This is a genomic window from Arthrobacter silviterrae (assembly GCF_011045165.1).
Classification (GTDB): Bacteria; Actinomycetota; Actinomycetes; order Actinomycetales; family Micrococcaceae; genus Specibacter; species Specibacter silviterrae.
The window spans coordinates 58099-81443 of sequence record NZ_JAAKZI010000012.1 but is presented as its reverse complement, the minus strand read 5'-3'; the positions used below and the strand labels follow the sequence as shown (position 1 = coordinate 81443).

Genomic DNA, 23345 nt, shown 5'->3' with positions numbered 1-23345 from the left:
CCGTGTTTTGTCTCGGCTTCCACCCAACCACGTCAGCGCGCCGGCGCCAATGGGGAGAGGTTCCCATGATGCCTAGATCAGCGCCAGCAGGATGCCCACGCCGATGAACAGGATGCCGAAAATCCGGTTCAGGATCAGCTGGCCGCGCTCGCTGGTGGTCAGGTGCTTAAGCTGCTTGGCGCCCGCGGCAAACACAAACCACATGACAATGATGTCGATTCCCACCACGGTGGCCGTCAGGATGATGTACTGCGGTGCCAGGGGCTGTTCCGGCCGGATGAACTGCGGCATGAACGCCAGGAAAAACACAATCGCCTTGGGGTTGAGCAGGTTCACCCACAGCCCGCGCCGGAACATGGACAGGCCGGGCTCGACGGCGGCCGGTGCGGCGCCGTCGTCGGCCTCCTCCGCCTTCGCGAGCAGCTTGCGGATGCCCAGGTACACCAGGTACGCGGCGCCAACGTAGCGGACCAGGGCAAAGAGGAAGGGGGAGCTGGAGACCAGGATGCCCACGCCGGCGGCCACAATGATGACGTGGATGACCAGGGCAAGCTGCTGGCCCAGGATGCCCCAGAAGGAACGCCGGAAGCCCGAGGTGAGGGCGTTGGACATGGTGTTGATGGCGCCCGCGCCCGGGGTCAGGCTGATCATGGCGCCGGCGCCGGCAAGGGCCAGCCACAAGGAGAATTGCACCAGCCAAGCTTACGGTCTGCGGGCCCTACAGCCGCAGTTCCATCAGGATCGTGTCCCGCCACGTCCCGGCAAGCGGGCCGTACGTCATGAAGCCAATGCGCTCGCGCCGCCCAACCTGCCGGAAGCCGGCCTTTTCGTGCAGTGCCAGGCTGGCCGCATTCTCCGCCAGGATGGACGACTGGATGGTCCACATTCCCAATTCCCGGGCACGGTCGGCCAGGGCATGCAACAGTGCCAGGCCTACTCCCCGGCCGGCCGCCGAGGGATCCACATACACGGAGTGCTCAACAACCCCCCGGTAAACCTCCCGCGATGACGTGGGGGTTGCCGCCGCCCAGCCTAGAACCGTGCCCGCGTCACTGACGGCAACCAGCCCCAGCCCCGGGATTTTGGCCGCAAAAAAGTCCTCCCGGGACGGCGGCGCCTCGGCAAAGGTGGCATTGCCGCCGGCAATTCCGGCCGCATATATGCGTTCGACGGCGGGCCAGTGGTCCGCAGTCATCTCCCGGACCGCTGTGCTCACAGGGCCGTGATGCTTTCCGACGCTGCCTCGAGCGCCCCTGGGACCAGTGAGTAGTACGCCCAGGTGCCACGCTTTTCGCGGTGGAGCAGCCCGGCGTCCACCAGGATCTTCAGGTGGTGCGAGACGGTGGGCTGGCCCAGGTCCAGGGGTTCCGTGAGGTCGCAGACGCACGCTTCGCCGCCGTCGCCGGCCTTCACAATGGAGAGCAGGCGCAGCCTGTTGGGATCCGACAGTGCCTTCAGGATCCGCGCCCTTGCCTGCGCTTCCGAGGGGCTGAGAGCCGCGCGGCCGCTGAGTGCACAGCAGTCCGATTCGGCGGCGGGGGCAAGCAGCGGCAAAGTCTCCATGCATCCATTATCCCCATGGATTGACAGTTGTCGATATAGGGGTAAATACTATGTATCGACAACCGTCAATCTACCGTCGTGATGCCGCCAGGAGCCCCGTGGACACCATGAAGAAGCCATCCGTCTTGTTTGTCTGCGTGCACAACGCCGGCCGCTCGCAGATGGCGGCCGCCTACCTCACCGCCCTCTCCGGCGGCGCCATCGAGGTCCGGTCCGCCGGCTCCGAACCGGCGGATTCGGTCAATCCGGCCGCCGTGGCCGCCATGGCGGAAGACGGGATCGACATGTCCGCCGAGATCCCCAAGGTGCTCACCACAGACGCCGTGCGGGAGTCCGACGTGGTCATCACCATGGGCTGCGGCGACACCTGCCCGATCTTCCCCGGCAAACGCTACGAGGACTGGGAACTTGAGGACCCGGCCGGGCAGGGCGTGGCCGCCGTCCGGCCCATCCGCGACGACATCAAGTCCCGCATCCAGGCGCTGGTGGCGGAGCTGCTGGCCTAAGCCCCGCCTGCGCGCAACACGCGCTCCATGCCGCGGTCCGGCACCAGCCAGATGGCCGCCACCACGGCATAGGCCGCCAGCCCGAACACGGGGGAGGCAAAGGTCAGCGCGCAACCTGCTATATAGATGGCGGGGGAGACGCGCGCCTTGACGTTTTTCCCGATCGCCCTCGCCAGCCTGCCGCCCGGGCCCTGCTGACGGATGAATCCTGCCTGCAGGATGGCGTAGGCAATGGCGGCCAGCATCAGGTTCGCCCCGTAAATGAAGACCGGGACGGTCGCGAAGCCGGACTCGTCCATCCAGCGGGTCATGAACGGCACCAGGGACAGCCAAAACAGCAGGTGCAGGTTGGCCCACAGGATGCCGCCCGTCACCTCATTGGCCAGCTTGATCATGTGGTGGTGGTTGTTCCAGTAGATGCCGATGTAGACGAAGCTCAGCAAGTAGCTCAGCAGCGTCGGAAGGATGCTCGCCAGGCCGGACCAGTCCGCCGTCGCCGGCGTCTTGAACTCCAGCACCATGATGGTGATGATGATCGCCAGGACGCCGTCGCTGAGCGCCTCAAGCCGGTTCTTGTCCACAAGTCCCTCCCAGTGTGGCAGTGTCAGGCCCGGGCAATGATCTCCCCGTTGGGCATCACAAACCAGCCGTCCGGGCTGGCGCCCCAGGCCCGCCAGCCCGCCGAAATCCTCTCCAGCGCCGCTGCATCCGCCAGCCCGTAGCCCACGGCCTGCTCGGCAAAGGCGGACTTCACCACCCGGTCCGCCCACACGCCGGCGTGCCAGAGGCGCTGCTCCTCGGTGGCGTACAGCCAATTGGCCGACGACGGCGACACGTCCGTGAAGCCTGCAGCCTGCGCCCAGTGGACTAGGCGGCGTCCGGCGTCGGGCTCGGCATTGTTGTGCCGTGCCACCTGCTGGTAGAGGTCCATCCATTCGTCGAGCTCGGGCAGTTCCGGGTACCAGGACATGCCGTGAAAGTCGGCGTCGCGCACGGCCACAATGCCGCCGGGCCTGGCCACGCGCCGCATTTCACGCAGCGCCGCGACCGGGTCGGTCAGGTGTTGGAGAACCTGGTGGGCGTGGACCACGTCAAATGATTCGTCGGGGAAGTCCAGCTCGTAGATGTCGCCCGTGTCGAAGCTGAGGTTGCGGAGGTGCTGGTCGGCGGCCAATGCGGTGGCCGCAGCAACCACCTCCGGGGAGCGGTCCAGTCCCAGCACCTCGCCGGGTGCCACCAGCCGCGCAAAGTCGGCCGTGATGGTGCCCGGCCCGGACCCCACGTCCAGCACGCGGAGTCCGTGTGTGAGGTGTGGAATGAGATACGCCGCGGAATTGGCGGCGGTCCGCGAAACGTGCGAGCGCAGCACGCTTTCGTGGTGGCCGTGCGTATAGACATCCCCGGACCCTGAGCTGTTTGCCGCGTTCATAAATGGGAGTGTATGCCCGGCCGGAGCTGGGCGCCACGCCTGCCCACACCTTGGCGTGGAGCGCACCCTGAACCCGGCCCTCCGGCGTCGGGCATGTACGCCCACAGTGAAAGTTGAGCCAACTACGCTCAACTTCATTTGACATGGAAACGAGCCTGAGTAAAGTTGAGTCCAGAACGCTCAATACCCGCTGGTTGAGCGAACCCGCAGCCATCCCGGCCGCGGACTTGTTCACGCAGCGGCCCCTGAAAGGAACCACTTATGTCACGTGCCGTAGGTATTGACCTCGGAACCACCAACTCTGTCGTCTCCGTGCTGGAAGGCGGCGAGCCCACCGTCATCGCCAACGCAGAAGGCGGCCGCACCACCCCGTCCGTTGTTGCCTTCTCCAAGAGCGGCGAAGTCCTGGTCGGCGAAATCGCCAAGCGCCAGGCCGTCAACAACATCGACCGCACCATCGCCTCCGTCAAGCGCCACATGGGCACCGACTGGACCGTTGCGATCGACGACAAGAAGTACACCGCGCAGGAAATCTCCGCCCGCATCCTGATGAAGCTCAAGAACGACGCCGAAGCGTACCTGGGCGAGAAGGTCACCGACGCCGTGGTCACCGTCCCGGCCTACTTTAACGACGCCCAGCGCCAGGCCACCAAGGAAGCCGGTGAAATTGCCGGTCTGAACGTGCTGCGCATTGTCAACGAGCCCACTGCGGCCGCCCTGGCCTACGGCCTGGACAAGGGCAAGGAAGACGAGCTCATCCTGGTCTTCGACCTCGGCGGCGGAACGTTTGACGTCTCCCTGCTCGAAGTGGGCAAGGATGAAGACGACTTCTCCACCATCCAGGTGCGCGCCACCTACGGGGACAACCGCCTCGGCGGCGACGACTGGGACCAGCGCGTTGTTGAATACCTGCTGAACCAGCTCAAGGTCAAGGGCATCGACCTGTCCAAGGACAAGATCGCCCTCCAGCGCCTGAAGGAAGCTGCCGAGCAGGCCAAGAAGGAACTCTCCTCCTCGACCTCCACCAACATCTCCCTGCAGTACCTCTCCGTCACCCCCGACGGTCCGGTGCACCTGGACGAGCAGCTGACCCGCGCCAAGCTCCAGGACATGACCAAGGACCTGCTCGAGCGCACCAAGAAGCCGTTCAATGACGTCATCAAGGAAGCCAACATCAAGGTTTCCGACATCGACCACATCGTGCTCGTGGGCGGTTCCACCCGCATGCCCGCCGTCGTCGAACTGGTTAAGGAACTGGCCGGCGGCAAGGAGCCCAACAAGGGCGTCAACCCGGATGAGGTGGTGGCCGTTGGTGCCGCACTGCAGGCAGGTGTCCTGAAGGGCGAGCGCAAGGACGTTCTCCTGATCGACGTCACCCCGCTGTCCCTGGGCATCGAGACCAAGGGCGGTGTCATGACCAACCTGATCGAGCGCAACACAGCCATCCCGACGAAGCGTTCGGAGACCTTCACCACCGCTGACGACAACCAGCCGTCCGTGGCCATCCAGGTCTTCCAGGGCGAGCGCCAGTTCACCCGCGACAACAAGCCGCTGGGCACGTTCGAGCTGACCGGCATCGCGCCGGCCCCGCGCGGCGTCCCGCAGGTTGAGGTCACCTTCGACATCGACGCCAACGGCATTGTCCACGTTTCCGCCAAGGACAAGGGCACCGGCACCGAGCAGTCCATGACCATCACGGGCGGCACCGCACTGTCCAAGGATGACATCGAGCGCATGGTGCACGAGGCCGAAGAGCACGCAGCAGAGGACAAGGCCCGCCGCGAGGCAGCGGACCTGCGCAACTCCGCCGAGCAACTGCACTACTCCGTGGACAAGGTGCTCGCCGACAACGACGACAAGCTGCCCGAGGACGTCAAGAACACGGTCAAGGCCGATGTCACCGAGCTGAAGACGGCCCTGGCCGGCGACGACGACGCAGCCGTGAAGGCTGCGTTTGAGAAGCTGCAGGCTTCGCAGTCCAAGCTGGGCGAGGCCATCTACGCCGCGGCTTCCGCTGAGGGTGCCGCGTCCGACGCCTCCGAGGGTGCTCCGTCCGGGGCCGGTGCAGACGAGGACATCGTTGACGCCGAGATCATCGACGAAGACGCAGACGAGAAGAAGTAGACATGTCTGAATCCGTAAACCCCGAAGAGGGCAAGCCGGTGGACCCGGCGGTCGAGCCCGTCGAGACCCCTGGCAACCCGGTGGCCGAGCCTGTCGAGACCCAGGGCGACGCCCTCTCCCAGGCGGAGGACATACTCAACGGTGTTGAGGTGCCCGCGGAGGAATCCGTGGCCAAGGGAGCGGGCGAGGACGCCGCGGAGCTGAAGAACGATCTTCTTCGGCTCCAGGCGGAGTACGTCAACTACCGCAAGCGCGTTGAGCGCGACCGTGCGGTTGCCGGCCAGATGGCCGTCATCGGCGTGCTGAACTCGCTGCTGCCTGTCCTGGACGACGTCGACGCCGGGCGTGCCCATGGCGACATCGTTGACGGGCCGTTTGCGGCCATTGCCACCAAGCTGGAAACAGCGCTGGGAACGTACGGCCTGGAGAAGATTGACGCCACCGGCGTGCCTTTCGATCCAACCGTGCACGAGGCCCTGATCCAGCAGCCGTCGGCGGACGTCGAGGTTGACACGGTCAGCCAGGTGCTGCGCAACGGCTACAAGTCCGGTGAGCGCGTGCTGCGCGCCGCGCAGGTGATTGTGGCCGTACCGGAGTAGCAACTCGAATCGGTGGTTGAGCTTGTCGAAACCTTGGCGTTTCGGTGAGCTCAACCACCGCATTTCACTACAATTTTTTTCCAGAAGGAGGCGTCTTGGCAAGTCAAGATTGGGCAGAGAAGGACTTTTACAAGATCCTTGGGGTGGCCAAAGATGCGTCGGACGCCGACATCAAGAAGTCATACCGGAAGCTGGCACGCAAGTACCACCCGGACACCAATGCCGGTGATGCCAAGGCGGAAAAGACGTTCAAGGACATTTCTGAGGCATACTCGGTGCTGTCCAACAAGGAAGACCGCGAACAGTACGACGCCATCCGTGCCATGGGCGGCGGAGCCCGCTTCAGCGCCGGCGGGGCAGGCGGGCAGGGTGGTCCCACAGGCTTTGAGGACGTGTTTGGCGACCTCTTTGGCGGTGGACGGGGCGGTGCCCGGCGCGGCACGCCCGGCTTCAACGGTTCAGGACTCCCGCCCGAATTTGCCGACCTCTTTGGCGGTGGCGGCTTCGGCGGCGGCTACCAGCCCGCGCCCACCAAGGGTGCCGACAGGTCGGCGTCGACCAGCATTTCCTTCGGCGGCTCCATCAACGGCACCAAGATCGCCTTCCGTGAACCCAGCGGCGACACCATTGACGTGCGCATTCCCGCCGGCATCAAGGACGGCCAAAAGGTCAGGGTCAAGGGCAAGGGCCAGTCAGGCGCCGCGGGCCCGGGGGACCTGGTGGTCACCGTCAACGTCAAGCCGCACGACTTTTTCATGCGCGACGGCGACAACATTCGCATCCACGTGCCCGTGACATTTCCCGAGGCTGCCCTGGGCGCGGACATCAGCGTCCCCACGCTCACCGGCGACACCGTCAGGGTGCGCGTCCCGGCCGGAACGCCCAGCGGGCGGACCCTCCGGGTCAAGGGTGCCGGCGTCAAGACGAAGAAGGGCGACGGCGACCTGCTCGTGACGATCGATGTTTCCGTCCCGCAGAAACTCAGCAAGGATGCCGAGGAGGCCGTCAGGGCATTCGCTGCAGCCACGGCCGACGGCGACCCCCGGGCCACGCTGCGCGACAAGGCCAAGCTCTAACCACCGGGTTTCGACAGGCTCAACCACCGAAGAGAGGAGATCACGATGATTGTCGACCCCCACGCACCCATCTTTGTGATCTCCGTGGCGGCGGAGCTGGCGGAGATGCACCCGCAAACCCTGCGCCAGTACGACCGCCTGGGCATTGTGAAGCCGAACCGGGCCCCCGGACGCTCGCGCCGATATTCACAGCACGACGTCGACATGCTCCGCGAGGTCCAGCGGCTCTCCCATGAGGGCGTTTCCCTGGAAGGCATCCGGCGGATCATGCAGCTGGAGAACCAGGTGGAGGCCCTCCGCGCCAAGGTGCGTGAACTGGGCGAGCAGCTGGAATCCGTCACGGCGGAGATGGAGTCGCGCCCGCCGCGCCCCAACAGCCGCGTGTTTGCCGCGGGCCTGGCCGGCGACGACATTGTGGCACTGGCCCGCGGCCAGCGCCCGCGCGCCCGCAGCCAGGCCGTCGTCATCTGGCGTCCGCAGCGCTGACGGCGTGCCAAACTGCCGGCGGCGTGTGAAATTTCACCCGCCCCGGACAGCATGGCACGCCGTCACCAGAGGTCGTCCCTCTGTACGGCGGCCAATCGCTTCCGCGCGTTCAGCATGGCCGCCATGATTCGGCGGCGCAGCAACTCGGCGTCGGCCAGGTCCTTCCACTCCACCCGGATAAAGCTCCAACCGTCCTCCATGAGCTCGCGTTCGCGTTGGCGCTCCTCGTAGAGGGCCTCGTTGGTGGGCCGGAAGGCAAAGTATTTGGTCTTTCCATCGAATTCCAAGGCCAGCTTGATGTCCCGCCAGGCGCCGTCAACCCGGTAATTATTGCCCGCAGCCTGCACGTGGACCTGGTATTCGGGCTGCAGAATGTCCATGTCGGCGACCATCAGCCGCAGCCGGGTCTCTCCCGCGGACTCGGAACCTTTGTCCAAGGCTGCCAGCACTTTCCGGGCGGCCCGGACCCCGCGCCGCCCGCGAATGGCGTCGAGCAGTTCAAGCATCACGGCCAGGCTGGCTCCCCGGTGCAGGCCGGAGTCGCCGATAATGACCGCCGTGACAAATGGCTCGGTCCGGGCGCAGTCAACGATGGTCTGTTCCAAGGTGGTGGTCCTGACCGGACCGAGCGTGTGGTGGCTGATCCGGGTTTGCGCTGAATCCGGCAATTGCCGTCGGTGCACCTTGACGCCCGGCACAGTACTTTTTGCCGAGACGGATGACGGCGTTGTAATGTGCACGCCCGGCCCGACGTTCCAGAGGGACAGTCCCAGCAGCCTGGCCGCGCTGGCATGGCTGTAGAGCGCGCGCCCATGGGTGGCATGAAAATGGGCCGTGACGCGCAACATGACCTTTTCCGACGGGTATTTCTCCTGCCAGACACCCATTCTGACGTACGCCCCGTGTCGGATCCGGAACAGGAGCGAATGCCTGACGGCCGACGCCAACAGCCGTGGGCTCAGGCCCACCCGGCCCAGCTCCGCCGTGGTGGCGATTTCGCCTCGGGCGGGCCAGTCCCGGGTAATTTTTTCGGCCAATTCCGACTTTTCCATGTCCCCAGCCTTGCCCCGCCAGGTGGTGACTTCAACAGCCTCCGGCCGGATTGTGGATAAGTCCGCCCGCGGGCAAAACTGGCGGCGTGCCAAACTGTCCACGGCGTGTGAAATTTCACCCGCCCCGGACAGCATGGCACGCCGTCGCCGGGCTGGCCCCGCTAATCGCGGAACAGGCCCGCCAGGTCCGATGCGGTCAGCGCGCCGCCGGCCAGCGAGTCCCCGCTCATGACGTCGGAGAATAGCTGCGACTTCTTGGCCTTCAGGGCCATGACCTTTTCCTCGATGGTGTCCTTGGCCACCAGCCGGTACACCATGACGTTCTTCTTTTGCCCGATGCGGTGCGTGCGGTCCACGGCCTGGGCCTCCGACGCCGGGTTCCACCAGGGGTCCAGGATGAACACATAGTCTGCTTCGGTCAGGTTCAGGCCGAACCCGCCCGCCTTGAGGCTGATCAGGAACAGCGGGGCCGTCCCGTTCTTGAATTCATTGACGACGTCGGCGCGGTTGCGGGTGGACCCGTCCAGGTAGGTGAACGGAATGTCCTCCGCCTTGAGCCTGTCGCGAACCTTGCCCAGGAAGCCGGTGAACTGGCTGAAGATCAGCGCCCGGTGGCCCTCCTTCACCACGTCCTCGAGCTGCTCAAACAGGACGTCAAGCTTGGATGAACGGACGCCGGCCAGGCCTTCGTCCACGAGGGAGACGTCCAGGCTGAGCTGGCGCAGCAGGGTCAGGGACTGGAAGATGGTGAAGCGGTGCTTGTTGACGTCCTCCAGCAGGCCCAGGATCTTGGCCCGCTCACGCTGCAGGTGCGTTTGGTAGACCTTTTGGTGGCGTGGGTTCAGCTCCACTTCCAGGATTTGTTCCTGCTTGGCCGGCAGGTCCTTGATGACTTGTTCCTTGGTGCGCCGGAGCATCAACGGCTTCACGCGTGAGCGCAGCTTGGCCAGCAGCTCGGAATTGCCGTTCTTTTCAATGGGCCGCTGGTAGAACTCGGCAAAGCGCTTGGGGCTGGGAAACAGGCCCGGGGCGACGATGGACAGCAGCGTCCACAGTTCCATCAGGTTGTTTTCCAGCGGCGTTCCCGTCACGGCCAGCTTGAACGGCGCCTTCAGCTTGCGGGCGCACTGGTAGGCCTTGGACTGGTGGTTCTTGACGAACTGGGCCTCGTCCAGGATCAGCCCGGCAAAGGGCTGCATGCCGTATTCGGCAAAGTCGATCCGGAACAGCGCATAGGAGGTGATGACAATATCAGCACCGGCGAAGAAGGAAGCGGAATCCAGCCCGCTCTTGGCGAACGTTTCCCCCACCGAGACCACTTTCAGGCCCGGCGCAAACTTCATGCTTTCACTGGTCCAGTTGCCCACCACGGACGTGGGTGCCACCACCAGGAACGGCTTGTGGCCGCCGTCGTCCGGGCTGGCGGAGGCCTTGACCTGGGCAATCAGCGCCAGCGTCTGCACCGTCTTGCCCAGGCCCATGTCATCGGCGAGCACGCCGCCCAGGCCGTGGCTGTGCAGGAAGTTCAGCCAGTTGAAGCCGTCCAGCTGGTAGGGGCGCAGTGTGGCGTTCAGCGACGGGGGAGTGGGCAGCGGGACCAGGGGGCCGCCGTCGAGCAGGCCGCTGACGGATTTCCGCCAGGCCTCCGCCTGCTCATCCACAATGCCCAGCTGGGCCAGCTCGTCCCAGAGGCCGGCCTGGAAGCGGCTGATGCGCAGCTCGCCGTCCTTGTTGTCATTGAGCCCGCGGGCCTCGTCAATGAGCGCGCGCAGCTGGTGCAGCTCGGGCCGGTCCAGGGAAAAATAGGCACCGCTGGGCAGCAGCATGCGGCTGTGCCCGGCGGCCAGCGCCGAGAAGACGGCGGCGAAGGAGACGAACTGGCCCTCCACCGTGATGACGATGCCCAGGTCAAACCAGTCGCGCTCATCCGTGGCATGTGTGGAGATCTTCACGATGGGCGCCTCAGTCACCTCGCGGTAGCTGGCCGGGTCCCCGCTGGTCTCCACGCTCACGCCGGGCAGCTCGCGCAGCCGCGGCATGACCGTCTCCGTGAAAACCATGGTGTCCAGGCCGGTCAGCACGGCCGAGCCCGCCAGCCGCGGATCCCCCCACGCATTGTTGGCGGCCACGCCCATGGGCGCCACGTCTTCCCAGGGCTGGCCCACACTCTCCACAATGCGCGCCTCTGCCCCGGCGTCACGCACGGCGGATTCACCGGCTTCGGGCCACAGCGGGCGCGAATTCACGCGGTTGCCCACCTGGTAGTGCCATTCCCAATGAAGGCGCAGGGTGTGGTCATCGCCGTAGGCGGCCAGCAGCGACAGCGTCGGCTCCACGTAGGCGGGCAGCTCCACGGAGTGGTCCGCGGAGACCACGGCGGCGGTTTGCTTCAGCTGGGGGTAGAACTGGGTAAGAAACTTTTCCTCGCCCTCCGCCGGCACGTGGACCAGCTCCTTGCGCAGGGCAAAATCCAGCAGCTGGGAGGAGGTGTTGGGGGCCAGGGGAGCCAGGGTGATGGTGCCGCGGACCACGGCGTTGCGCCCCGACGTGCCGCTTCCCACGTTCACCAGGGTGTCGGGTTCGGTGCTGAAAAACAGCCCGTGGACAGGGGAGCCGATGGTGCCGACAATGGCTTCCCTGATGGGAACGCCGGCCGCCTCAATGAGCGGGCCCACGTCCAGGCCGCCGGTGTCGGAGCGGGTGACATCGAGCTGCACGGTGGCGTCATCCGTGGAAATCCGGACGGGGTCCCCCGTGCTGGACTGGACCAGGGAGATGCCGTGCCGGCGGGCGTCGGCCAGCAGCTGCCACAGGTTGCGCCCGGCAAAGTCATTGACGGCCAGCCAGGAGGAGGCATTGCTGTGGCTGTACTGCCGCGGGCTGTGGGAAGACAGGAACTCGCTCAGCCACTCCAGCTGGACGGGATCGTGCTGACGGCCGTAGCTGAGGTAGCCCAGGGTGTTCCAGCTGATGCCCGTCTTCACCCATTTGCCGCGCGTGCCCATGACCACGGGGCGCACATTCAGGATGGGGGCCGAGGGGACCTTGCCGCCGTGGCCCCGGTAGGAGAAACGCGGCGGCGGCACCTGGAGCTCAAATTGCAGGCCCAGCTCCGGCAGCTCGGCCGACGGCGCCGCAACGGCGGGGGGCAGCAAATCGGACAAGGTGGATTCCCAGTCGGCGGCCGCGTCGCCGCCGGCCGGGCCCGCGGCGGGAGGCTTGGCACCCTTGCTGCCCTTGGCGTTGGCCAGCAGGGTCTCCAGATAGGTGGGTTCCTTGGGGGCTTCCTCGGGGACAAAGAATTCCTGGAAGTTGGGGTCCTGTTCGGCGGCGGCAATCAGCGCCACCACGTGCTTGCAATTTTGGCGCACCGGGCAGTTGCAGATGCCCACCCGGCACGCCACCACGCCGTCGTGCTCGCGGACCAGCTTGGCGGTGGAGCGGTAGCTTTGCTTTCCCATGACTTTTCCGGAGAGCAGGCCGGTGGCCGGTTCCAGCGTGATGTCCTGGACGCGGCCTTCTTCGGCATAGGCACGTCCGGCGGCGACGGACTTTTCAGTGAACTCGGCGATCCGCGTCAACAAGAGCGAACCGGCAGAGGGATACGTCACAGAGCTTGCTTCCTTACGGATTTGTGCGGCCCGGTCGGTGGACCACATCCAATCAATCTTAGGCGGTGCCGGGCACCACTTTCATCTTTTGGATTCCTCAGGTGTTGGCACGGTACGCGCGCAGCAGGATGTCAGCCACCTCAGCGCCGACCTCGGAAGCCTGGCGCAGGCGGATCTTGAGCCTGAAGGCGTTGTCGGGGCGGGCCGCGGCGGCCTCCAGCAGTCCTCCCGCAGGTTCGTCCAGACGGAGGAAAATGTCCACGGCTGACTTGCTGACGGGGGTCACCTGGGCAAACTTCCGCCGCGGCGTGAGGAGGGAGATGTACGTTTTGCGCAGCTGCACGGTAGCCTGGCCGGTGCCGTCCTCGGCCCACGCCAGCACCAGGGCGATCACGGCGTCTGCAATGGGGCGCAGCTGCAATCTGTCCGCGTATTGGCCTTCCAGCAGTTCTGCTGCGTCCTTGAGGAAGAAGTCCGGAAAGCCGAACAGCTCCCACATGACGGGGTTCTGGGCGTAACCGGCGACGCCATTTTCCGTCAGCCACGTGCGTGTGGCTGCCTCGGTGGGCAGCCCGGCATTGCGGACAGCGCCCAGCCACCACGGCACGTCGTGTCCGGTCCGGCGCAGCAGCAGCCCGGACATCCAGTCCAGCATTTCGTGCCAGCTCTTGAACTCGGGCCGCGGAGCGTCCGCCACGGTGACTACTTCCGCCGGAAGGTGAGGTCGAAGATCACGCGCCCGGCCTTGTGGGCCTTGTTTTCAAAGCTGGTGAGGATGCGCCCGTCAAAGCGCGGGGCCCAGCCGCCCCCGGTGTCCGGCTCGTCGCTTTGTTCGCAGTCGACGCCGGTGAGCCGCGCCTGGGTGAGCGGGCTGGCGGAACCGGTGCGTTCGCCGTCGTGCATGTTGTCAAAGTCCGGCGACGCCACACCCACGGCGCGCATCTGCTCGGCATAGCCAGACCAGTCGGTGGCCAGGCGCCACAGGCCGCCTGGTGCCAGCACGCGGGCCACGAGCGGGGCGAAGGTGTCCTTCACCATGCGGCGCTTGTTGTGCTTTGTCTTGTGCCACGGGTCCGGGAAAAACACCCACACCTCGCTTACCGAACCGGCAGGCAGCATGGTGCCCAGCACTTCCGGCGCATTGGCCTGGACCACGCGCACATTGCGCAGTTCGGCCGAGACGATTTTTTGGATGGTCTGCGCCAGCCCGGGCGTGTAAACCTCCACGGCCAGGAAGTCCTTCCCCGGGTTTTCCTTGGCGGCATGCACCACGGCGTCGCCCAGCCCGGAGCCGATCTCCACCACCAGGGGCGCCTCCCGGCCAAACTCGGCTGCCGCGTCAAACACGTAATCCGGGTGCACCGAGGTGTCCGAAATGTGCCGGGGGATGTCCACGGCGAGGGTGGCCGAGTGGTCGTCCCACGCCTTTTGCCGGCGCCCCTGCAGGCGGGTCCCGCGGCGGACAAAAGAGACCGGCTGCGCACGGTAGGTGCCTTGGGCGGCCTGGCTGCCGGGCGTGATGGGGCGGGCGGTGCCGTCCTGCGTGCGGGGCGCCTTGTCTGCCTGCGGGGAATCTGGGGCTGGGTGTTCAGTCATCAGTGTTAAGGGTACCGGGGCTTGGTGCACTTTTCTGTGGGGCGAAACTCGACTTGAGTTGTGCCCCCAGTGCACCCGGGGCACAACTCAGCCCTGGTTTTGCCCCACAGAAAAGTCCGCCGCCCCCGCCAGGTCCTTGCCCATGGTCTCAGGGATGGTGAAGATGACGGCCGCACTCACCAGCAGCAGCACCACAGCATAGACGCTGAACAGCACGCCCAGGTGGATGGATCCCAGCCAGGACTGCAGGTACGGGGCGGTGCCGCCAAATACGGCCACGCAGATTGAATAGGGGACGCCCACGCCCACCGTGCGGATGCTGGTGGGGAACAGCTCGGCATAAACGGCCGGGACGATGGAGGCGCTGCCTGCGATGAAGATGAGCATGACGGACATGCTCACGGCCAGCTCCCACGGCTGGTCCTTGAGCAGCCAGGTCATGGGAAAGTGCAGGACGGCGGAGCCAATGGCGCCTGTCAACAGCACCTTCTTGCGGCCGATCCGGTCCGACAGCCTCCCCCAGAACGGCAGGGCGGCGATGAACACGACGTTGCCGATGACGCTGGCCCACAAGGCTGCGCCCCGGTCCATGCCAAGGTCGGTGGCCGCATGGCTGGGCGCCACCACGCCCCAGATGTAGTAGACGACGGTCAGGCCGACGGTCAGGCCGATCACCTGCAGGGCCTGCCTGCGGTGGCGGACAATCTGCGGCCAGATCGGGGCGCGCTTGGCCTTGGCGTCCTCGCCGGTGAAGACCTCGGATTCATGCAGCCGGGAGCGCATGTACAGCGCGTACAGGCCCAGTGCGGCGCCGACGGCAAACGGGACGCGCCAACCCCAGGCCTGCATGTCCACCTTGGGCAGGACCAGCGTCATGGTGGCGCCCAGCAGCGTGCCGAAGAGGATGCCGGCGGTGCCGGAGGTGTAGATCAAGGTGGCCCACAGCCCCCGCTTTTCCTTGGGTGCCATCTCGGACAGGTATGTCTGTGACGACGGCAGCTCGCCGCCGTGGGCCAGCCCCTGCAGGAGACGGGCCACCAGCAGCGTTGCCGACGCCAGGGCGCCCACCTGGGCGTAGCCGGGGGCGACGGCGATCAGCAGGCTGCCGACCGAGGCCAGTCCGACGGCGAGCGTCATGGAGGACTTGCGCCCAATGCGGTCACCGATCCAGCCGAACAGGAAGCCGCCGAAGGGCCGGGCGACGAAGCCGACCGCGAAGATGGCGAGGGTGGCGAGCACGGCGGAGGTCTTGTCGGCCTTGCTGAACAGTGCGCCCGCGAGGAAGGGGGTGAACGTGGCGTAGACGGCCCAGTCGTACCATTCGACGGCGTTGCCGATGCCGGTGCCGACCAGGGTCCGCCACACGGGACGCTGCTTGGTCGACGTGCCGGGGACGGATCCGTGGCCGGTCTGGGGATGAATTGTTGTCTTCATGGAAAACCTTCGAAGGTCAGTTGGCGGCGAAGGCCGGCTGGGAGGCGGAAAGGGAAGCGAGGCGGCTGGTGGCCAGCTCGGCGTAGAGGGCGGCGCCGTCGGTGAGGACGGCGTCGTCGAACGTGGCGTAAGGGGAGTGGTTGAACGCCGTGGTGGTGTGGTCGGTGCCGGGGGCAACGGCGCCGAGGCCGATGAAGGTGCCGGGAACGGCGGCCATCACATGGGAGAAGTCCTCGGAGCCGCTGATGGGGGTGGCCAGCCGGGTGAGGCGCTCGGCGTTGAACATGCCGGAGATGATGTCCTCGGCGTGTTCGGTCTCGGTGGTGTCGGTAATGCTGACCGGGTATTCGGTCTGGTAGTCCACGTCAACGTCCACGCCGTGCGCGGCGGCGATGTGCCTGACCAGCCGGGGTGCCGCCACGCGCATCTTCTCCCGGGAGGCCTCCGAGAAGGTGCGGATGGTGGCCTCGAAGTGGGCGGTCTCCGGGATGACGTTGCGCTTGCTGCCGGCCTGCAGGAGGCCCACGCTGAGCACCACCGGGTCGAACATGTCGAACTGGCGGGTGACCATGACCTGGAGCGCGGTGACGATTTCCGTGATGACGGCCACCGGGTCCTTGGCCATGTGCGGGGCCGAGCCGTGGCCGCCGGCACCGAGCACGGTCACCACCAGGCCGTCGGAGGCGCTCATCATGACGCCGGGCTTGGTGACGAACTGGCCGTGCGGGGCGAGCCCGGAGAAGACATGCATGCCGAAGGCGGCGTCGACGCGGCGGCCGGCGGCGTCCAGGACGCCCTCGCGGATCATGACGGACGCGCCGTCGTGCCCTTCCTCGCCGGGCTGGAACATGAGGACCACGTCGCCGGCCAGCTGCTCCCGCCGGTCCGCCAGGAGGGTGGCCGCGCCGGTCAGCATGGCCGTGTGGAGATCGTGGCCGCAGGCGTGCATGGCGCCGTCAACGCGGGAGGTGTAGGCGACACCGCTGCGTTCCTGGACAGGCAGTGCGTCCATGTCGGCACGGAGCAGGACCACGGGCTTTTGGCCCGCGGAGTCCGGCGTGGAAGACGGGGCGCCGCCGCGGAGCACGGCCGTGACCGAGGTGGTGTCGGTGCCGAGCGAAATCTCGTAGCCGAGGCCCTCGAGCGCCGTGAGCACGCGTTCCTGGGTACGCGGCAGGTCCAGGCCGATCTCGGGATCCTGGTGCATCTCGTGGCGGAACCGGACCAGGTCCGCGGTGAGGTCTGCGGCAGCAAGTGACATGGAAACTCCTGTAAGGATTGGGTGTGGTTAAAAGTGTGTGGTGAAGTGCGTCACTGTTGGCTACATCCCTGAAATTATGCAAATAATTGTGACGATGACGAATTTTCATGCACCGTTGAGCGAGGAAGACCTTGCGCTCATCCATGCGCTTCAGATTGCGCCGCGCGCCGGGTGGGTCGACGTCGGCACCGTGCTGGGCGTCCACCCGACCAGTGCGGCGGCGCGCTGGGACAGGCTGACTGAGACCGGGGCGGTGTGGGTCACGGCGCACCGAATGGGAGACCCGAAGGCGGTCACCCTGTCCTTCATCGGGGTGGACTGCACCATGGAGGGCCAGGCCGGGGCCGTGGAAGCGCTGTGCGCCGTGCCGGAGATCATTACCTTGGAACAGACGGCCAGCAGCAGGGCGCTCTGGCTGACCGTCATTACCGAGTCCATGGCCCAGCTCAGCGGAGACGTCGTCCCGGCGCTCCGTGCCATCGACGGGGTCCTTGGCTACGAGGTTTCCCTCTGCACCAGGCAGCATTTCAACGGCAGCTCGTGGCGGCTGAATGTGCTTTCCCGCGCCCAGCAGCAGCAAATGCAGGTCCTGTCCCGCGCCGCATGGGCACCACGGGGAACTTCGGTGCACCTGCCCCAAAGCCACCTTGACCTCTTGCCCTTCCTGACCCGTGATGGCAGGGCCTCGGCGGCCGCGATGGCCCGTGAACTGGGCCGGGCACCCGCCACGGTGCAGCGGCAGCTGAACAAGGTTGTCGCTTCCGGCATTGTGTCCTTCCGGTGCGAGATGGCCCAGTCGCTCTCCGGTTATCCCATCACGTGCCAATGGTTCGCGAAGGTGCCGGCAGGTCAGCACGAGACCGCTGCGTCAACCCTTCGGCAGCTGCGCAATGTGAGGTTCATCGCATCAACCACGGGGCAAAGCAACTTCACCATCATCATGTGGCTGCACTCGGTGGCCGACATCATGGACGTGGAGCTGACGCTGACGCAAAACATTCCCGGCATTGAATTGCAGGAAAGCGTGGTGATGCTGGCCTGCGCCAAGCGGGTGGGTTGGACGCTGCGCCCGGACGGCACCGCGCTGGAGGCGGTGACCCCATGAAGTGGAGCCCGATTGGACCCTGGCGGCGCGCCACTTGCCAAGTGGCGCACGATTGGCCGCCTGCGGTGCTCCACTTGCCAAGTGACAAAAGGTGAGATGCCCCACCTGGGTGACCATCCGGCGTCGTGCCACTGCTACTATGGGAATACTTAATGCGTATCTTGCGCATTCTGCGTCGATGAACGCATTCAACTTGTCCCGCACTGAATTGCACCGCACTGGTTTTGCACCGTGCATCCGCGGTTGACACGCTCTGGCATTGAATCGGCGAACCCGTGGTCAAAACTGATCGTGGGCCGTTGAACCGCCTTAAGAAGGATTCCCTCTTTACATGACAACTTTTGCTGCCCTTGGCGCGCCCAAGGAAATTGTTGCTTCGCTTGCCTCCAATGGCATTGAGGAAGCATTCCCCATCCAGGTCAAGACCCTTCCGGACACGTTGGCCGGCCGGGACGTCTTGGGCCGCGGCCGCACCGGCTCCGGCAAGACCATTGCCTTCGCCATCCCGCTCGTGGCCCGTTTGGCCGAGCGCGAGGCCCCGTACTTCCGCAAGCCCGGCCGCCCCTTGGGCCTGGTCCTGGCGCCCACGCGCGAGCTGGCCACCCAGCTGAACAACACCATCGAGCCGCTGGCCAAGGCCATGGGCCTGAACACCACCGTCATCTACGGCGGCGTCTCCCAGGCCCGTCAGGAAAAGGCGCTGCGCGCCGGCGTCGACATTGTCATTGCCTGCCCGGGCCGCCTCGAAGACCTGATGAAGCAGCGCGTCGTCTCGCTGGAAAGCGTGGAGATCACGGTCCTGGACGAGGCCGACCACATGGCCGACCTCGGCTTCCTCCCCGTCGTCAAGCGCCTGCTGGACACCACGCCCACCCAGGGCCAGCGCATGCTGTTCTCCGCCACGCTGGACAACGGTGTGGACAAGATTGTCCAGCGCTACCTCTCCAACCAGCTCACGCACTCGGTGGACGAGGCCAAGGCCGCCGTTTCCACCATGGAGCACCACGTGCTGGTGGTCAATGACCAGACCGTCAAGAAGCAGGTTCTCGTGGAACTGGCCTCGGGTGCCGGGCGCCGCATCCTGTTCATGCGCACCAAGCACCACGCCCGCAAGCTGGCCAAGACCCTGACCGACGCCGGCATCCCCGCCGTCGACCTGCACGGAAACCTCTCGCAGAACGCCCGCGACCGGAACCTGGCCGAGTTCTCCACCGGCGGCGTCCGCGTCCTGGTCGCCACCGACGTTGCCGCCCGCGGCGTGCACGTGGACGACATTGAACTGGTCATCCACGTTGACCCGCCCACGGAGCACAAGGCGTACCTGCACCGCTCCGGCCGCACGGCCCGTGCCGGCTCCGACGGCGTGGTGGTCACCCTGACGCTGCCCGAGCAGCAGGGCGACGTCAAGAAGCTCATGAGGGCAGCCGGCGTGGACGTGAACTTTGAGCGCGTCACCGCCAGTTCGCCGGTCATCGCCACACTGGTGGGCGACGTTGCCGACAAGATTGACCCACGCACCCGCGCGGCCCTCCTGGCAGCCAAGCGTCCGGCCGAAGGCGGCGGCACCTCCACGGGTGCCAACGCCCAGCGCAAGCGCGCCCGCTCGGGCGCAGCCCCCACCGCCGGCGGCCGTGGCGGCCGCGGCGGACGTGGACGCGTTTCCGCCGACGCCCCTGCCGCAGGCAACCGCTCGGAGCGCCGTGAAGGCCAGCCGCAGTCGGCCCGCTTTGGCGGCGCCGGGCGCCCGGCCCGCGCGGCCGGCGAGGGACGCCCCGCCCGTGACGGCGATGTGGCCCGCAGCAACCGCGCCCCGCAGGGCTCCGCACACCGCGGTTCCTCCCACAGCAACGACGCCCCGCGCAGCGCATCCCGCGCTGCCGGCACGGGAGCCGTGTGGTCCTCCAACACGGGCGGCACCTCCGGCGGCAGCTACAACGCCAACGGCGGCGGCTCCGGTCGCCCGGCCCGCGCCGGCGGCTCCCGCCGCGCCTCGGCCCCTGCGTCGAACCAGCGCCGCGGCCGCTAGTCCCCACCGCTTAACGCAACGCGCCGGCACCCAACTGGGGTGCCGGCGTCGTGCGTTAACGGCTGCGCAGCGCCGGCCTAACCCTTGGCGCCAGCCGCAGCGCCGGCCCGGGACTGCACCGCCCCGGCAACGGTGGCGGCAGCCATGGTGACCAGGGCCCCCAGGACCAGCGCGGCGGGTTCGCCCGGGGCCAGCAGGTTTTGTTGGAGCCCGATGGTCGCGGCGGCAATCGGCACGCCCAGCTGTGATGCCGACAGCACGCCCAGTGGCAGCGGCAGCCCGAAAAACCGCGACACCGAATGCACTCCGATGGCCCCCACGCCAAGCGCCAGCCCCAGCAGGAGCATTTGCGGGTGTGTGCCCAGCTCGCCCAGGTCCAGGGACGCGCCCAGCCACAGGAAGAACAGCGGCCCCAGAAACCCCTCCGTCAGGGCAAAGAGCTGGTGTGCCAGGCGCCGCGGTTCGCCCACCGCCGAAACCGCCAGCCCGAACGCGAACCCGGCGAGCATGATCGACACATGGCTCCAGACCGCCAGCCCGGCCAGCGCGAACAGCACGGCCAGCTGGATCCTGAGCTCCAGGGCGAACTTGCGGTTCTCGGAGAGCCTGTGGACGCGCCGCCGCAGCCCCTCCCGGTCCGCCCGGCGCAAAATGACAAGCACGACGGCGGCACTCGCCAACACGGCTGCCGAACCAAGCGCCGCACGGCCGGCCGTTGCCGGGTTGAGTGCCAGGGGCAGGGCGGTGATGGCGAGAGTGTCTGCCATGGCCACCTGCGCCGTCATGGCCAGGACGGGCGGGCCGGAGAGCTTCAGGGAGCCCACAATCGGCAGCACCAGGGCGGCGGAGGAAGACGCCAGCAGGACAATGTAGAGGGGTGCGTGACCGTTGCCGAATAAGGCAGCCAGGCCGATGCCCGCCGCGGCTGCGACTGCGGCCACCGCCAGGAGGCGCACGGCGCCGCTGCCCAGGGCCGCACGGATTTGCCGGTCGCGGACGGGGACGTGGCTGCCCGCCACGAACATGACGAGCGCAAAGCCCATGTCGGCCAGGAAGGTGAAGGTGGGCTCGGCCGGATTCACCAGGTTCAGCCCGGTGCGCCCGACGATGATCCCCGCCAGCAGCTCGCCGATCACCACCGGGATGTGCCACTTGCGGGGAAGCGCCAGGAGCGGGCCCAGCAGTGCGGCCACGCAAATGAGTGCCAACCCCGGAAATCCCATGCCGCCTCCTGGAATGTGATGGTGGTCCATAGCCTATTGCACGGCTGCGCCGAAGGATTTACCGTGGAGTTCACGGCCAGCCCGCTGCAAGGGGTGCTGGCGCAGCTAGTGACGGGAGCTACGGCCATGGCGTCAGACGATGTGGAGATTTCAACCCTTGTCCCCGAAGGCGAGTGGACCGATGAGTCGCTGGCCGTGCTGGTGGCTGACTATGAGCACAAGATCGCCGAAATGGGTGCGCCGCAGTCCCAGATCAAGACGCACGTGGAACATACCTCGCGCGGCGGCGTCAAGATCCGCGTTGTGTGGGACCGGAACGGCACGCCCTAGCCCGCTGGACCACTTCGGGCGAAGGTCAGGCCCGGTCGATGCTCAGCACGGCCAGGAAGCCGCGGCCGGAAATCTCCGGAGCGTCATCGGAACCCACCACGGTGTCAAACCTGGCCAGCGCCTCATCGGCAGGCGAGACGGTGGCCGATCCCTGCAGCAGCACGGCATACTGGCCGGCAAACACGGGGTGCGGGCGCTTCTTGGACAGTTCCAGGATGGTGGCGTGGCCCGCGAAGGCCCCGCGCCGGGTGATGAGGTTGAGGTCCTTCAGCGCGCCCGTGGGCAGGGTGGCGGAGGTGTCGGAGTCCCCGGAAAAGCGGAACGGGCGGAACTTTTCGACGGCCCGTTCGGCACCGTCCACGGTCAGGGCAATGAGTTCGCCGTCAATGATGGTGATGATCCGCTCCATGCCGGGAAACGCTGAAAACGCCCCGGCCTTGGCCACTTCGGCAATGCTGATGCGCCAGTCCCAGTTCGCGGGGTCCGGGCCCGCAGCCACCTGCCGGGTGACACCGCCGCCATTGGCCCACGGGGCAGCCTTCAACGCCGCGTAGCGAATGATCCCCACTACTTGTCGTCCACGTTCTTGACGCTGTAAACGTGCAGGCGCTTGGGGTCGGAGCGGCGCTTGCGTGTTTTCCGCTTGTAGTAGGCCCAGCCGCTGGTGATCGCAATCGAGACGCCAAACGCCAGGAAAATCTTCAGGGGCAGCGAAAAGCGGGCCAGGGACAGGACCATGATCATGGCCGCAAAACTGGCGAAGCTCACCACGATGTCCAGCCAATCGGCTTTGTTGCGCATGGCCCCAGCTTACGCGGTTTCGCCCCTATTCACGCCCCTGCGAAACCCAGCTTGGGTCTTGGGCGCGGAAACCGACGACGGCGTCTGCCGCCTTCCCGAGGACCTCCCGTTGCGCCGGGCTCAGCTCAAGGGCCAGTGCGCCCAGGTTTTCGTCAATCCGTTCGGCCCGCCGCGTGCCAGGGATGGGCACCACGGCAAGCCCGAAGGCCCGGCCCTGCCCGTACAGCCAGGCCAGGGCCACCTGCGCCGGCGTTGTTTCCCTGCCCAGCGCCCGGGTGAGTTCGCCCGCGACCTGCCGAACGGCGTCGGCCATTTGCTGGTTCGCCTCCAGCGCGCCCTCGGCGAAGCGGGGGATGTTGTGGCGGAAGTCGCCCGGGCCCAAATCCTGCGCGTGGATGGTGCCGGTGAGGAAGCCGCGGCCCAGCGGGGAATAGGGGACCAGCCCAACGCCGAGTTCGGCCGCGGCGGGGACCACATGGGCCTCCACGTCGCGGCTCCAGATGGACCATTCGCTTTGGACTGCCGCAATGGGGTGGACGGCGTGGGCCGTGCGGAGCTCCTCCGCGGTGACCTCGGACAGGCCCAGGTGGCGGACCTTGCCGGCCGCCACCAGTTCCGCCATGGCGCCAACGGTCTCCTCGAGGGGCACGCGGACGTCGCGGCGGTGCATGTAGTACAGGTCAACGGAGTCGGTGCCGAGCCTGCGGAGGGATTCGTCGATGGCTTCCCTGACGTGGGCGGCGTCCCCGCGGATGTCCGAATATCCCGTGGCCGGGCTGCCCACCAGCGCGAACTTGGTGGCCAGCTGGACTTCGTTCCGCCGGGTCTTCAGCAGCTGGGCGATGAGCTCCTCATTGGAACCGCCCCCGTAGATGTTGGCCGTGTCAATGAAGGTCACGCCCGCGTCCACGGCATGGTGGAGGGTTTGGAGGGCCTCCGCCGGGTCCACCGCGCCGTAGACGGGGGTCAGTGCCATGCCGCCAAAGCCCAGCGGACTCACTTCAAGATTGTCTCCAAGCAGGATCCTGTTCATGGGGTCAAGGCTACGTCGCTCCGGGCAGCTGCGGGTAGGCACCGTCATCCGGATCACCCCGTCTTTGACCGGGGGAAGGCCGTGGCGGCA

The 23345-nt window shown here is 66.6% G+C and carries 23 protein-coding genes; 8 read left to right on the top strand and 15 right to left on the bottom strand.

Features of this window, described 5'->3' with window-relative positions:
- Window positions 1–72: 72 nt before the first annotated feature.
- The 3 genes from G6N77_RS08875 to G6N77_RS08865 are packed head-to-tail and all read right to left on the bottom strand — an operon-like array spanning window position 73 to window position 1563.
- Window positions 73–693, bottom strand: coding sequence for a LysE family transporter (locus tag G6N77_RS08875; RefSeq protein WP_165181671.1), 621 nt, complete (start codon window positions 691–693; stop codon window positions 73–75).
- A 25-nt stretch (window positions 694–718) separates the two neighbouring features.
- On the bottom strand, window positions 719–1195 hold the full coding sequence (locus G6N77_RS08870) for a GNAT family N-acetyltransferase (RefSeq protein ID WP_165181711.1): 477 nt from the start codon (window positions 1193–1195) through the stop codon (window positions 719–721).
- Window positions 1196–1212: 17 nt separating this feature from the next.
- A complete protein-coding gene (locus tag G6N77_RS08865; RefSeq protein ID WP_165181670.1) occupies window positions 1213–1563 on the bottom strand; it encodes an ArsR/SmtB family transcription factor in 351 nt (116 codons plus the stop codon).
- A gap of 107 nt (window positions 1564–1670) precedes the next feature.
- Here G6N77_RS08865 and G6N77_RS08860 point away from each other — a divergent pair, with 107 nt between their 5' ends.
- Window positions 1671–2069 (top strand): arsenate reductase ArsC, encoded by a 399-nt coding sequence (locus tag G6N77_RS08860; RefSeq protein ID WP_205678138.1) that lies wholly within the window; start codon window positions 1671–1673, stop codon window positions 2067–2069.
- Here G6N77_RS08860 and G6N77_RS08855 read toward each other — a convergent pair.
- Window positions 2066–2650 carry a TMEM175 family protein gene (locus G6N77_RS08855; protein ID WP_165181668.1) on the bottom strand — a complete coding sequence of 195 codons (585 nt, stop codon included), beginning with the start codon at window positions 2648–2650 and terminating at the stop codon, window positions 2066–2068. The two genes, G6N77_RS08860 and G6N77_RS08855, sit on opposite strands and share 4 nt — an antisense overlap.
- Window positions 2651–2673: 23 nt before the next feature.
- A complete protein-coding gene (locus G6N77_RS08850; RefSeq protein ID WP_165181667.1) occupies window positions 2674–3498 on the bottom strand; it encodes a methyltransferase domain-containing protein in 825 nt (274 codons plus the stop codon).
- A 261-nt stretch (window positions 3499–3759) separates the two neighbouring features.
- Here G6N77_RS08850 and dnaK point away from each other — a divergent pair, with 261 nt between their 5' ends.
- The 4 genes from dnaK (at window position 3760) to G6N77_RS08830 (ending at window position 7783) form a co-directional block, all read left to right on the top strand.
- Window positions 3760–5622 (top strand): molecular chaperone DnaK, encoded by a 1863-nt coding sequence (gene dnaK / locus G6N77_RS08845; RefSeq protein ID WP_165181666.1) that lies wholly within the window; start codon window positions 3760–3762, stop codon window positions 5620–5622.
- 2 nt (window positions 5623–5624) lie between these two features.
- The gene (locus G6N77_RS08840; RefSeq protein WP_165181665.1) at window positions 5625–6221 is read left to right on the top strand and encodes a nucleotide exchange factor GrpE; all 597 of its coding nucleotides are present in this window, start codon (window positions 5625–5627) and stop codon (window positions 6219–6221) included.
- A 95-nt stretch (window positions 6222–6316) separates the two neighbouring features.
- Window positions 6317–7297: a DnaJ C-terminal domain-containing protein gene (locus G6N77_RS08835; RefSeq protein ID WP_165181664.1), complete on the top strand. Its 981-nt coding sequence runs from the start codon at window positions 6317–6319 to the stop codon at window positions 7295–7297.
- Between the two features lie 45 nt (window positions 7298–7342).
- A complete protein-coding gene (locus G6N77_RS08830) occupies window positions 7343–7783 on the top strand; it encodes a heat shock protein transcriptional repressor HspR (protein WP_165181663.1) in 441 nt (146 codons plus the stop codon).
- 62 nt (window positions 7784–7845) lie between these two features.
- On the opposite strand, the gene G6N77_RS08825 is transcribed toward G6N77_RS08830, so the two are convergent.
- The 6 genes from G6N77_RS08825 to G6N77_RS08800 form a co-directional block, all read right to left on the bottom strand.
- Window positions 7846–8835 (bottom strand): hypothetical protein, encoded by a 990-nt coding sequence (locus tag G6N77_RS08825; RefSeq protein WP_165181662.1) that lies wholly within the window; start codon window positions 8833–8835, stop codon window positions 7846–7848.
- A gap of 161 nt (window positions 8836–8996) precedes the next feature.
- Window positions 8997–12494: a DEAD/DEAH box helicase gene (locus G6N77_RS08820; protein WP_165181661.1), complete on the bottom strand. Its 3498-nt coding sequence runs from the start codon at window positions 12492–12494 to the stop codon at window positions 8997–8999.
- A gap of 49 nt (window positions 12495–12543) precedes the next feature.
- The gene (locus G6N77_RS08815) at window positions 12544–13143 is read right to left on the bottom strand and encodes a hypothetical protein (RefSeq protein WP_165181660.1); all 600 of its coding nucleotides are present in this window, start codon (window positions 13141–13143) and stop codon (window positions 12544–12546) included.
- Between the two features lie 5 nt (window positions 13144–13148).
- Entirely contained in the window at window positions 13149–14042 is an 894-nt protein-coding gene (gene trmB, locus G6N77_RS08810; protein WP_165181659.1) for a tRNA (guanosine(46)-N7)-methyltransferase TrmB, read from the bottom strand.
- An 87-nt stretch (window positions 14043–14129) separates the two neighbouring features.
- Entirely contained in the window at window positions 14130–15476 is a 1347-nt protein-coding gene (locus G6N77_RS08805; RefSeq protein ID WP_165181658.1) for an MFS transporter, read from the bottom strand.
- A gap of 16 nt (window positions 15477–15492) precedes the next feature.
- Window positions 15493–16737 (bottom strand): M20 metallopeptidase family protein, encoded by a 1245-nt coding sequence (locus tag G6N77_RS08800; RefSeq protein ID WP_165181657.1) that lies wholly within the window; start codon window positions 16735–16737, stop codon window positions 15493–15495.
- A 94-nt stretch (window positions 16738–16831) separates the two neighbouring features.
- On the opposite strand from G6N77_RS08800, the gene G6N77_RS08795 reads away from it, so the two are divergent.
- Together G6N77_RS08795 and G6N77_RS08790 are read left to right on the top strand one after the other, a co-directional pair.
- Entirely contained in the window at window positions 16832–17842 is a 1011-nt protein-coding gene (locus G6N77_RS08795; RefSeq protein WP_165181656.1) for an Lrp/AsnC family transcriptional regulator, read from the top strand.
- Window positions 17843–18173: 331 nt separating this feature from the next.
- Complete coding sequence (locus tag G6N77_RS08790; RefSeq protein ID WP_165181655.1) at window positions 18174–19868, top strand: DEAD/DEAH box helicase; 1695 nt, start codon at window positions 18174–18176, stop codon at window positions 19866–19868.
- Window positions 19869–19945: 77 nt separating this feature from the next.
- On the opposite strand, the gene G6N77_RS08785 is transcribed toward G6N77_RS08790, so the two are convergent.
- Window positions 19946–21091 (bottom strand): cation:proton antiporter, encoded by a 1146-nt coding sequence (locus tag G6N77_RS08785; protein ID WP_165181654.1) that lies wholly within the window; start codon window positions 21089–21091, stop codon window positions 19946–19948.
- A 63-nt stretch (window positions 21092–21154) separates the two neighbouring features.
- Between G6N77_RS08785 and G6N77_RS08780 the strand changes: the two genes are divergently transcribed.
- Window positions 21155–21421: a hypothetical protein gene (locus tag G6N77_RS08780; RefSeq protein ID WP_165181653.1), complete on the top strand. Its 267-nt coding sequence runs from the start codon at window positions 21155–21157 to the stop codon at window positions 21419–21421.
- 25 nt (window positions 21422–21446) lie between these two features.
- Here the strand turns inward: G6N77_RS08780 and G6N77_RS08775 are convergent, their stop codons facing one another.
- Genes G6N77_RS08775 through G6N77_RS08765 form a run of 3 tightly spaced genes read right to left on the bottom strand, consistent with a single transcriptional unit; the run spans window position 21447 to window position 23255 of the window.
- Entirely contained in the window at window positions 21447–21989 is a 543-nt protein-coding gene (locus G6N77_RS08775; protein ID WP_165181652.1) for a HutD/Ves family protein, read from the bottom strand.
- Window positions 21989–22222, bottom strand: coding sequence for a hypothetical protein (locus G6N77_RS08770; RefSeq protein ID WP_165181651.1), 234 nt, complete (start codon window positions 22220–22222; stop codon window positions 21989–21991). The genes G6N77_RS08775 and G6N77_RS08770 overlap by 1 nt, the downstream gene beginning before the upstream one ends.
- A 25-nt stretch (window positions 22223–22247) precedes the next feature.
- Complete coding sequence (locus G6N77_RS08765) at window positions 22248–23255, bottom strand: aldo/keto reductase (protein WP_165181650.1); 1008 nt, start codon at window positions 23253–23255, stop codon at window positions 22248–22250.
- Window positions 23256–23345 lie beyond the last annotated feature (90 nt).